This is a genomic window from Bacillus sp. KNSH39 (assembly GCF_052656585.1).
In genome coordinates, this window is the sequence record NZ_JBQXYO010000001.1 from 1,409,938 (window position 1) to 1,422,189 (window position 12,252).

Genomic DNA, 12,252 nt, shown 5'->3' on the forward strand with positions numbered 1-12,252 from the left:
GTGGTTCGGCAATGTATAAATCATTTGACACAAAATCTAATGTTTATGAAGAACAAATTCATTGAATATTATAAGTTCATTAGCCAGTAAATAATCCCCAATTATTAAATCTCTCAAAAAAAGGTAAACAAACATATTCCATAAAGCTAATATGTTCGTTTACCTTTTTCTATTTCACATCAACAGCAAAATATCGTTGAATAAAAACAGTATGAATAAGTATTTTGTTATTCATTTCTCTTTTTCATATAATCTTTTTCACATTGCAACAGCTTGAATTTCACTTTTTTCCCTTTCTTCTTTTTCGTTTTTATAACGAACCATTCCCCTTTTTCAACGTCTAGTTTTAGGCGTTTCATTACATTGATATTATCTTTTTCTTTATAAAGTAAAAATGCTTCTTGCGCCCTCACAAATAAGCTGGGCTGTTCGCTAAATCCACCACTATCATAAATTTTAGTTAGCGAATTATAATAAGAATCATTTTCCTTTCCACCATACATCAAATGAGCAGCCTCCAGATCTCTTTTACTTACTTCCCAAAAACTATGTTCATCAATATTTAAATTAAATGTGGATTTAATGTCCTGTATTATATTCTTCACATGCTTTTCATCTCTAACTTTTCTTTCTTCGAGACAATGCGAAGATAATTCTGGTGCATCTGATTGGGAATGTACAACGTGTTGTATCGATACACACAGAATAAATACGCTTAAAATGTAAAATATTTTTTTCATATTTACATATCACCTCAAATGATTTAGATACTATATCATTTGAGGCTTACAATATTCTTATGCTAATAATGAGAAAGATCCTATAAAATTTTTATAGGATCTTTCCTTTTAATATTGCTTTATCAAATTCACGGGCGGGGCAACTACCTTACTACTTTTCACATCATATAATCCTATAGGTGTTACTCGTATAAAAGGCAAGTGCGTCGCAGAAAAGAATAAAATTGTAAATGCTGGATCATCATACGCGTAGCCACGCTCTTGTAGTAATTTCACCATCTGTTTCTCTTCCTGTATTAATTCACTCATTTTTAAATTAGACATAATCCCGAGCAATGGTAATGCTATTTCGTGTAACACTTCATTGTTTTCTGCTACGACCATTCCACCACCGAGCTCTTTTACTCTACGAAAAGCTGTAAGCATATCTTCTTTACTTTTTCCAATGAGAATCATATCACCTGTGCCGGAATAAGAACTAGCAAGACCACCTAATTCTTTCGCAAAACCTTTTACAACTGTATTTACTCGCCAAGTACCATCACGAGCAATCATCATGAGGAAGCATTCATCATGATCTGTGGATAATTCATCACAGTCTATATTGATTTCACTAGTATATGGTTTTGTAATAACGTTATTTAATAAGTGTATCCCCGTTTTATTAGAGAAAATCATATCCTCTTTTTCTATTGACCAATCTAATGATAATGGAGTTACTTTATATTTACTCCAGTCTATATGTAATGCTTCATGCGTATTTACACCGTCACGCTTCACCCATTTCCCCTTTGCAAGGACACTAATTGGTACTGGGTTTTCTTTACTTTCTAAAATATTGATATTAGCAATTCTACCTGTCGCAATCGAACCATGTACATGTTCCATATTATAATAGCGAGCAATATTATAACTTGCCATATGGTATGCATCTATTACTGGCACTCCTTGTTTTATCGCGGTAGAAATCATTACGTTTGTCATTCCATTTTCATAAAACGAAGGATGTGAGCCGTCTGTTGTAAAAAAGAATCTATCAAACTGCTTTACGCCTAGTTCCAACAATTCTTTCAGTAAAACTTCTAAATCTGGGCGGATTGAAGAATTTCTTAGGGAAACAGTGTAACCTTGCATAAGACGAGTGAAAACTTCCTGCCCTGTCATCGCTTCATGATCACAATCTGTACCTAACAGTTTTAACTTCGCTAAAGTCGTTTCAGATGCACCCGGAAAATGTCCTTCTACTTTCTTTTGCAATCGCTTCGTTTCCTGCACCCAAGTTAACATTTCATCATCGCCATGTAATAGTTTTGGCCATGCTGTTAGCTCGCCGCCTTGAAGAACCGCTTCATGCTGCAGCCACTCTATTATTTCTTCACGATTAAACAAAGATTCTCCGTTTTGCAATTCAGTCTGTCCATCAAAACGGCACCACCAATACATACTTGCTGGAATCTTATTGAATTCATCTAATAAACGAAATGCTTCTTCACGCTTTAATGTGAAAAATAAAGTTAAATTATCATTAATAAAAGTTGTTGTCCCAAACTGCATCGCATGATTCGCTAGCGTCTCTGGGTTATACAACTGATACGGATGTGCATGTGGTTCTATGTAACCGGGTACGACATACTTTCCTTCGCAATCAACAACTTCACACTCCGTTAATTGCTCTGGCAGCTGCTCCCCTACGTATACAATTCGATCATTATATATCCAAATATTCGCTGTCATCCACTCGCGCATATAAGAATTTAAATATGTTGCATTCTTTAATAATATGTGTGTGCTTCTCTTACCATCTAGTACTTCAACATGTTCTCGTAATTGTTTATTACTCCATTTATAATGATTTTTCCCCATTGTATTCAACTCCAAATCAACTCATAATTATTTTGATTAAAACGAGTAATATTTAACTAACTAAAGTATTTTCCATTCATAACTCCCCTATTGGTGCCCCTATACCCTTCATTATATGTAAAAATTTAAAAAATAACAATTTTCAGAACTATATACATACCTCTTTTATCCAAAATAAAAAGAATGTCATGTAACTGACATCCTTTTTTATTTTGTCGTAAGCATTAAGATTGATTTTCACTTTGGAATACACTTGATGTCATATCATAAATGCAACTACTGTCCATAGTTGCGAACTTAAAAAAGCACCTCTTTTAAATACAACTATAACAAAATTCTATTCATTTTCTTTTCATCTATTTATTAAATTCAATTTGCATCATTTTATTTAACTGTGGAACAATATCGACCCCACCTATTGAGTTAAGACTGATAGCTAATGTATGTTTGCCTCCAATTACTCCCCCAGCAAAAGTTGCAAATCCAGGAATTCCTCTTCCATGCCCCCAAACTGAAACACCGTTTGGAAGTTTAGTCTCATAGATTCCAAGACCGTATGCGTCACCAACCCCTTTGCCTTCTATAGGAACTGTAGTAAGCATTTCTTTTAGCTCGCGTTCCTTCAGTAACTTACCACCAAGTAAAGATGAAAAGAACTTATTTAAGTCATCCGCATTAGAAATCATATCTCCAGCTGCATTAGCTAAACTCGGATTATAATACGTAATATCTTTGAACTCGCCTGTCCCTTCCATTTTCACATATCCACGAGCATGATTCTTTCCTGGGATGACGGGTGAATTTCCTGGTAAAAACGTATTTGATAGATCCAAAGGTTCAATAATTCGCTTTTCGATTTCTTCCGCATAACTATTTCCAGTTATTTTTTCAATAAGCATTCCTAGTATTACGTATCCTGTGTTTGAATACAACCAATCTTTACCCGGCGAGAAATCTGGAGGCAGCGAAAGGCCTATTTTCACTATTTCTTCTGCTGTATACGTTTTTTTCGAATTCATTATGTCCGCGTCTTTTGACTTTAAGTATTCAGCGATACCACTCGTATGATTCAAAAGTTGTCGTATCGTAATTTGATTACCATCATACCCATTTCCTTGCACGAGACCTGGTAGCCACTTTTCAATTGAATCGTTAAGTTGTAAGCGATTTTCTCCTACTAATTGAAGCACAGTCGTCGCAGTAAACGTCTTCGTCACACTACCAATCCGAAAGCGATAATCCGAATTCACCGGTTTCTTTGTACTTAAGTCCGCCACGCCAGCAGTAAAACTACTAGTTTTTCCGTTGTTAGACGCCTTAGCTAATATTCCTACAGCACCAAGCTGTACTGTTTCCTGCATTACTTGTTTCCAGCCATTACGATTCTTTTGATCATGTACTTGTGACGAACTAGAAATATTTTGAGCTGACTCTGCAGTCACAGTAAAACCAGGTGTGAATAGAACAGTACCCGCTAATAAAACTGCAAAACTTGCTAACTTAATTGAATTACATTTTTTCATAAGGCTTTCTCTCCTCCATTAATATCGGATTGATTCAAGCTATACTTTCATCCTATATGATAAATCTCTCTTTTTTCTTATCCATTCCTTACGAAATACTTACGTTTAAATTTAAATACGGTAAACTGAGGAAGAGTTATGCATGCAAATAAAAAGAGAACATGTTTTCATTTTTTATGTAAACATGTTCTCTTAAACATTTAAAATTCTATATCAACTTTTCATCCTATTCTTTACACAACTAATTTATATTCCTTTTTACCAGCCCGCACTAGCATTCATACCATTTCCAATAATAGAAAGTAATAGCGGCCATAATACTGGTCCTAGTGTAAGAAATATATTTAGAAGTATGAGCATTCTATATCCAACGGTGAAATTGTGATTTTTACGATTAACAAATACTAAACTGATTAATGATATTATAGTTGTTAAAAATAATACTAACATTAGCAACCAATACCACACCATTAAACTAAGACTCCACGGTGTTAATAGCTCATGTATGATACAAAATGAGATTCCTAATACAGCAAAACTAAAACTAGTCACCGATGTTTTTATAAGCCATTTATTTATTTTTTTATCGTATGTATTTTTACAATATAAATCTATTAAAGTATATAAAGATAAATATGCCATTAATACACCTATCCAAGACAATAACCAGTCTCCGTCTCCTTTGAATAATACGTACAGTAACCAACACATACCTACTGCTGAAAAAACAAAGGAAATAAGTATGCTTTTTAATACCGATTTCATTACATTTTCACACCCTTAAAAAATCAAAAAATAATTATAATTTATAAAAATTAAGTATAGGTTAACATGTAATGAAGTATAAGTAAATAAAGTTAATTTTGTTTACCTATTTGAAGACGGTTTCATATAAGAAAATAATTCATGTTAATCAAATTTCCGTATAAAAATAGAAAAGGTGGATATTTATGTATCCACCTTCCCGTCTCCCTCTACCCACTTCATTATTTCTTCCACATCTAAATCCGTATACGTCTTTTCACCATAACGAACAGACTCATATAACGAGATAATATCTCTTGTTCTACAAATTCTTTTTAACCATTGTTGTATCGTTTCATAGGACCTTCTCTGTTCATGAAATGGTAATGTTCTTTCCCATTCAACTAACGTTTTTCTTATCTTATCTGTCGGTAACGGCCGTTCTAACTGATGAATGACTTTTTCATTCTTTATGCTTCTTACCGCAGTTTGCTTTGTGATCGATTCTTTCTCCTGTACTATTTCTGTTCTCATCAATTTGTTCCTAATATACTTGTAGATGGCATATATAATTAATATTGCGATTATCACATAAAAAACTATAGTAATCCATACATTTGAAAGAACAGAAAGCACGTCACTCCATAGACTTTCTCTTTCGAAAGGTTGAAATTTTTTACCCGTTTTCGTTCTTATACCCGTATCTTTTACTTCTTCATATTCATCTTCATCTATTTTGGAATCATCAAAATTTTCACCTATACTAGTAAAGTCATAATTTCTTTCCGATATTGTCTTAGTCTTACTGAAAAAACGCTCTTTTACTATGTCTTGTACATACACAATACCTTGTGATAACGTTATCGCACTAATCGCAAAGAAAAGTATGATTAAAGTTCTCACACTCCATAACTTCACTTTCATATGTCGCTTTTTATTCACCATGACATAAGCCCCTTCTTATTCTTTCATTACAATCCATTTATTCGTTCTACTGTATTTCTTTGGTGAAGTACCAATAATTAAAGGAACCGCATCCAGTTCCTTTCGACGAAAGCCTGCTGTGTAAAAGTAAGAAGAAGATATAGGCGTATCTTGGTCTGATATCGAGGCAAGTACCCTTAATACATTTTGCAAATGTTTCCGATTATCCCCATTTTTTATATGTAGCAAACCGTTATCTTTTACACTATTGATCCATACTTCAAACGAACAGTTTTGCATAAGAAGTTGTTTGCATATACCTGCTGTTAATTCAATTAGTTCCTCTATATCATTTCGCAAAGAAACACCACTTTTATTTTGCAAGTTGAGATAAATCGCGTATTTATCACATTGTGTTCGCTCATACTTTTTCGCAATTATTGTCCCTGTTTTCGCTGTTGCACTCCAGTGGATGGAACGAAAATCTTCATTTTCATAAGACTTTACTCCCATTACTTTCGTTTCATCATATAAGGGTGAAGACATCGCTTTTCGAAATCCTCGTGACCGTTCTTGTAATTCAGGAACTTGTATTTTCGGAACAGCTGGTAAAACTAAATAAGAGGGCGTATCAACTTGTTTATATGTTATATGGTTCGTTATAAATCCAAAGAGATCAGTAATAACAATTTCAACTTCTTCCCATTTCGCGATGCCTCTTTTTAACGCTACAGCTTGCAAATCAAATGAAACTGACTCCCTTCCTTTTAAATTAAAATTCATATAATAATTTGAACCTGTACTATGATTTTTGTTTATTTCATCATGATTCCAAGTTAGCTTATTTTCACATTTAAATCGAAATACGATATTAAGAATAGGAAATATCGACTTGTTTGAAATTTTCATTTTGCACATATTCGTTTCACCTATAAAAACATTCGAATTCCCTTGACTGTATTCCCATTCAACACGAGATACTTTACGTATATATACATGCATAGCACCTATTAAAATTACATATAAAAATACGAGAGATAAAAACAGTAGATTACTTGAAAATACACTTAAAATAACGGCTACAACTGACATAACCCCCATTACGAAAGGCTCCGCTAAAGGTGTATACACAAGCTGTTGATTCATCGTACATTCTCCACTGGCACACTAATCGTATGAAGAATTTCTTTCATAATTTGTTCTTTCGTCGTTTTCATCTCTCCCTCAATTGTTAACGTTAAACGATGAGCACAAACGGATGCAGTGAGCGTCTTAATATCATCTGGCGTACAGTAATCTCTTTCATTTAATATTGCCCGTGCTTGAATCGCTCTCATAAATGCCAACGTTCCCCGAGGGCTTACACCAATTTCAATTAACTCATGGTTACGAGTTGCTTCAATAATTTCAAGAAGATAATCTTGCACATCATTCCCTACTAACACTTCTCTTGCACGCTTTTGCATCGTAATAATTTCTTCACTTGAAATAATAGAGTGTAATGTTTCTAACGGATCATTCATTTGAAACCGATTCATCATTTCCTTTTCAGCTTCTCTCGTAGGATAACCTTGGCGAATCGTAAGTAAAAATCGGTCTAATTGAGCATCTGGTAAAGGAAATGTGCCCGCTGATTCGAGTGGATTTTGCGTTGCTATAACTAAAAAAGGTTCTGGTAATGAATGTGTCTGTTTCGCAATTGTAACCGTACGCTCTTCCATAACCTCAAGTAACGAAGATTGTGTTCTCGGTACAGCTCGATTAATTTCATCCACTAATACGATATTTGCAAAAATGGGTCCTAACCTTGTTTTAAAATCCGATTCCTTCACATCAAAGTATTCAAGGCCAATAACATCTCCAGGCAAAGTATCCGCTGTAAATTGTATTCTTTGAAATTTGGCGTCCACACTTTTAGCCAAACTTTTCGCTAATGTTGTTTTTCCTGTCCCAGGTACATCCTCTAATAAAATGTGTCCCCTTGCTATTAGAGCAATGGCTGCTAGTTCTATCGATTCGTCTTTTCCTATAATAACCTTCGAAATATTATTAGTAATTTTCTTTAATGTACTCATATAGTATCTACCACCTTTTAATTATCTAAAAATTAAGAATATACTTTTTTCCAAATTATAACATGTAATTCGAAGATGAAATAGAGTGAAAATGAATCTTTTATTTTTTCTTCATTGCACGCAAAAAAGCACCTATTGTCGTATATTGACAATGAGGTGCTTAACTCAATCCAACAGCCTTCTTTCCCTCTAATTTTTAGTAACAATACATCCTTTTTTCTGCCACGCATGCATTGTTTTCAATTAACTAGTAAAATGCATTCTAATATTACATATAATAAAAACCATTTCGATTTGTTCGTTATAGAACTTCCTCTACATCGACACTCTCTATCTTCACTTCATACATATTTGGGATGCTTGCTTCTTTTGGTACCCATGCATAATAATTTTGATCATTTTCTAACATAAATTGAACTAACTTTGTTTCTGAAACATTCCAGAAATTTTTAAGATTATCAATGTAGTCCTCTAAATCTTCTTTATAGTCCAATTGTAATATATAATCTCTTACCGTCAGGGCAAACACAATTAAACTTCCTAATAGATTTTTTTGCTCATTTTCTTCTTCATACTCTTGTGGTAAGAACCACACTTGACCTATTCCTATTGTTTTTTTGTATTTCTCATAAAAACTACTATCATCCATATTCTCATAATCATGTATTAATTCATTGACCAATGAATGCCATTTTGGCGGAATAATATTTTCCAATGCAGGATTATGTTCAATTCCTTCTACTATATCCTCGATTTCTTCTGTCTCATCTTCATAGTGATATTCACTTAGGTCTATATGCTTGAATTTCATTTCATTTTTATAATGTGCCAAATCATATGGATAATGATTATTATCTTTTAAACTTGTATCATCAAGTCCGAGTATCTTTACTATTGCAGCTGTCTCAAAGCTCCAATACCCCACATATCCAGGTTCTTTATGTGCATTTTTCCATTCATAATCATAATGGCCTTTAAACCATTCTTTCTCCATGTACGTTTGCAATCTTTTAGACGCTTCTTTTTTATCTGTTTGTGCAAGTTCTATAATCTCTCTCGTTTTTGCATATGGATTTTCTTTATAATATCTATTCGTCATTTTTGTGTATCCGATATCACTAGCGCATAAGAGGAAATCGATTACTGCGTCGTTCATATTTTTTGTATCAACTATCTTTTTTAATCTTTCTATATTCTTTTTATCCGTTTCTAACAAAATTCCTAAGGAAATCATCCAAATCAGACTTAAATATCCAATTTCCCTACTTCCTGTATTCTCTAAATCATAAATTGCATTATGAAAATCTTTTTCTATTACACTAACATCTTCCCCTAAAGAATACTTTGCCCTAATATCCTCCATCTCATATCTAAAATTGGCTAGATATGTCCCTTCTATAATACTCTTATTATCTTTAGAATATCTTTGAATTCCATTTTTAGTATCTTCTTCTAAACTTTTAATATCTTCTCTATTTTCCTCTATAAACTCTTTATGATATTCAATTCCTTCTCTACACTTTTCTTCTATACATAAATAATCTCTCATACCATTCAATTCCTCCTCGCTTCTAAATTATGGCCATTCTCCAACGATGTTACCCTTTGCATCTATCTTAAATGTTTTAACCTTTCCGCTACTATCGACTTTTGATAATACTCTTTCTACCTTATCTCTCTCCAACGCTTTTGTAATCTTATCTGCTAATTTGTTATCTCCATCAACAGCTTTCAATATTCTACTTTTTTCAGTATTCACACCTGTCAACCAACCATCTGACATTTGTGGTCCATCTTTAGTTTTTCCTAATTGTGAACTACCAAACTTTGCTTCATCAATAACATATTTAATATTTGAATTTGGATTTGCATTTTCGTATAATCCATCAATTCCTTTTACTATTTTATCATTTATACCTGTTGGTGCACTTTTTCCGACTGGCTTTAAATCAAATCCAGCTTCTTTTAAACTTTGATTATTCAATAAATTGTCACTAGATTTTATTTCACCATAATTACCTTTTTGCTTATTGGTAGCTGTTTTTGCATCAAAATTGTCTACATTTGTATTTTTGTTACTGCTAGGTTTACCGTTAGCCGTACCCTAAGTATCATTCTTAACCTCTTTAAATTAACCAATTTCTTCCTAAAGCTTTGAAATCTTACTTTGAGTATAGGCTTTCGTCTCTTTATGACTTAGGGTGATTGCCTCTTCAAATATTAACTACTATAATTACAAGTAAATTAAAACAAACTTAAAAAGAATGAATTCTTTACTATACAGAATTCATTCCTCGCTAGTTGTTTAAAATATTTATCTAACTCTTTAGGTTCAATTCACATTCAATATCCCCTAAACATACATTAAATTTAAATTCCTAAGAATGATGGAAAGCTAGCATACCTTGTAAGCTTATGCTGAATACCACTCTTCCGTAGAAAAATTATCAGCATTTGAATTTCCTTCTAACTCCCATTCACTAATAAAATTAATTATTTCTCCTAAAATTAGATTTATATCATGATTTTTTATAATCAAACCTCTATGATTATTCCAAGTAAAATCAATTTCGATATTTATATTCAACCCCTCCTCACATTTACTTAAAAAGTCATTCATTACTAAGGTAAAACATAAATTCACAAAATTATCAGAAACCCAAATTACGGATGAATCATCATTAACCTTCTCTATTCTAAATCTTAAATTATTGTATGTAATCCACTTTATATTACCTTGTATTTTTTCTTCTTTCATAATTATTTTCCTCCCATACTATGACATCCATTGCTGGATTTGTTTTTAAACTGCCATATATCACATTTTCCCATGAACCATACTTTTTATAAAGTTGTTCAGGTGTAGGTCCTTCTGCCTTGCCATATTCAAGAATATTTCTTTCATTGCATTCAATCCATGTTTTTTCACAAAATCGGCATTGAGATTTCTTATTAGATATCCTAAGTACACTCATACTCTCATCCGTCTCTTTTTCTTGTAACCAATTTCGTACCACTGATGAACACCCTTTACAGGTGTAAAAACATAGAAAAAAACCTTGATTGGTATATATGCCAATCAAGGTCTCATTTTAAATGCCACCTATTATTTACACATTTTTCTTTCCCATACTCTTTTTCCGTCAGTTAAAAACACTGCACTTGGCGGATCATCATAGAGAGAAATTTCAACTAACGAGCCTTTCTTTTGTATTAACCAATTATATAAACTATTTTCTTCCCTAGTAGGATGCGCTAAAATATCATTCACTTGAAATGTAACGGCATAGTATTCGGTATAATTCACATCATCGTCATCTAACCCATTGTCTGTTTCAAAAAGTGTGTCTGGTTCACCAATAATTTTCAATCCACTTTCCCACTCTATTATCAAGTCTCTATCTTTATACTCTTTTAACGTTTTTATTAAAGGATCATATTTCATGTATATCCCCCTCTTATTACTTCTTTAGTGGTTCTGAAGGCACTATATGTGCTCCGTCTTTTCCATAATGAATCATTCCTCTAGTAGTTTCAAGGTATTCACCAGTATCACGATCATAGTATTTTCCAATTGTTTTACCAAAGTCTACTCTTTCTTTTTTACCGTTTGGTAGTAGTTGACCTTTCCCGGCGAACTTATTAAGCAATTCTTGTGCTATTTTATTATCTCCATAGAAAATGCTCTTATTTTTTCCATTTGCTAATTCTTGTTTATAGTTCGGTGTATCGGGAATATGCTTTTCTTGAGCTCCTGCTTTCACTTTTATTGGATAACCATTTACTTCACGGTATGGGCCTTTAGGTACAGAATCTTTTCCATAAGAAGGTATTCGATTACTCGCACCCTTACCTCCACCAGAAGACTGGATTTTTTGAAGAGTATCCTTAGTATTTTGAATCGATTTATTCCAAACAAATCCACCATGTACAAAAAGACTAGCCCCAGCAGCTGTTGCTGCTATATCTAATGGAATAACAATTGGTGATGCTAACCCACCAGTTCCTACTTCTGCGACGATAGTTAAGAAATTAGATCCGCCTATGAGCGAAATAGCTTCAAACATTTCTACAATGGACCCGGCTATTTAATAATATTGCCCTATTTTTTTATGTTTTCTGACATTGAAAAACAAACTATATACCTGCAATTGAAGCCTATGTGCATATTCTGTTAGCTTTAATTCATAAAAATAATTTCGATAAATTTATAGCTTACCTTTCAATTAAAAAAGCACTTATTGTCTCAAATAGACAACCAAGTGCTTTAAGTTCATATGTTTTTAAGTAGCATAAATTTGTGAATTTTTTCCCATTCCAAGTCTTTAATATTCGTCGTACAGTAAAATGTCATCTCGCCTAAGCTCGTACCTCGTTTTCTAT

11 protein-coding genes and 2 pseudogenes are annotated in these 12,252 nt (G+C 33.0%); all 13 read right to left on the bottom strand.

The window, feature by feature from the left end; translation table 11 throughout:
- Positions 1-227: 227 nt before the first annotated feature.
- Complete coding sequence (locus ACUL40_RS07095) at positions 228-740, bottom strand: hypothetical protein (RefSeq protein ID WP_078386546.1); 513 nt, start codon at positions 738-740, stop codon at positions 228-230.
- A gap of 108 nt (positions 741-848) precedes the next feature.
- Positions 849-2,603 (bottom strand): adenine deaminase, encoded by a 1,755-nt coding sequence (locus ACUL40_RS07100; RefSeq protein ID WP_078386547.1) that lies wholly within the window; start codon positions 2,601-2,603, stop codon positions 849-851.
- 356 nt (positions 2,604-2,959) lie between these two features.
- Positions 2,960-4,126, bottom strand: coding sequence for a serine hydrolase domain-containing protein (locus ACUL40_RS07105; protein ID WP_445423078.1), 1,167 nt, complete (start codon positions 4,124-4,126; stop codon positions 2,960-2,962).
- Positions 4,127-4,384: 258 nt separating this feature from the next.
- Positions 4,385-4,891: a DUF3902 family protein gene (locus tag ACUL40_RS07110; RefSeq protein WP_000843838.1), complete on the bottom strand. Its 507-nt coding sequence runs from the start codon at positions 4,889-4,891 to the stop codon at positions 4,385-4,387.
- Positions 4,892-5,074: 183 nt separating this feature from the next.
- Complete coding sequence (locus tag ACUL40_RS07115; protein ID WP_000247497.1) at positions 5,075-5,815, bottom strand: hypothetical protein; 741 nt, start codon at positions 5,813-5,815, stop codon at positions 5,075-5,077.
- Between the two features lie 15 nt (positions 5,816-5,830).
- Positions 5,831-6,940 (bottom strand): DUF58 domain-containing protein, encoded by a 1,110-nt coding sequence (locus ACUL40_RS07120; RefSeq protein ID WP_445423079.1) that lies wholly within the window; start codon positions 6,938-6,940, stop codon positions 5,831-5,833.
- Positions 6,937-7,869 (bottom strand): AAA family ATPase, encoded by a 933-nt coding sequence (locus tag ACUL40_RS07125; RefSeq protein ID WP_000105663.1) that lies wholly within the window; start codon positions 7,867-7,869, stop codon positions 6,937-6,939. The genes ACUL40_RS07120 and ACUL40_RS07125 overlap by 4 nt, the downstream gene beginning before the upstream one ends.
- A 301-nt stretch (positions 7,870-8,170) precedes the next feature.
- Entirely contained in the window at positions 8,171-9,418 is a 1,248-nt protein-coding gene (locus ACUL40_RS07130) for a PoNe immunity protein domain-containing protein (protein WP_074554737.1), read from the bottom strand.
- A 27-nt stretch (positions 9,419-9,445) separates the two neighbouring features.
- Positions 9,446-9,964, bottom strand: a pseudogene (locus ACUL40_RS07135) (cytoplasmic protein); the annotation flags it as partial.
- A 318-nt stretch (positions 9,965-10,282) separates the two neighbouring features.
- Positions 10,283-10,627, bottom strand: coding sequence for a hypothetical protein (locus ACUL40_RS07140; protein ID WP_016124776.1), 345 nt, complete (start codon positions 10,625-10,627; stop codon positions 10,283-10,285).
- Entirely contained in the window at positions 10,602-10,886 is a 285-nt protein-coding gene (locus ACUL40_RS07145; RefSeq protein ID WP_002025991.1) for a hypothetical protein, read from the bottom strand. Before ACUL40_RS07145 ends, ACUL40_RS07140 begins: the two co-directional genes overlap by 26 nt.
- An 89-nt stretch (positions 10,887-10,975) precedes the next feature.
- Complete coding sequence (locus tag ACUL40_RS07150; protein ID WP_000872896.1) at positions 10,976-11,314, bottom strand: hypothetical protein; 339 nt, start codon at positions 11,312-11,314, stop codon at positions 10,976-10,978.
- A gap of 16 nt (positions 11,315-11,330) precedes the next feature.
- A pseudogene (locus ACUL40_RS07155) lies at positions 11,331-11,957 on the bottom strand (polymorphic toxin type 50 domain-containing protein); the annotation flags it as partial.
- Positions 11,958-12,252 lie beyond the last annotated feature (295 nt).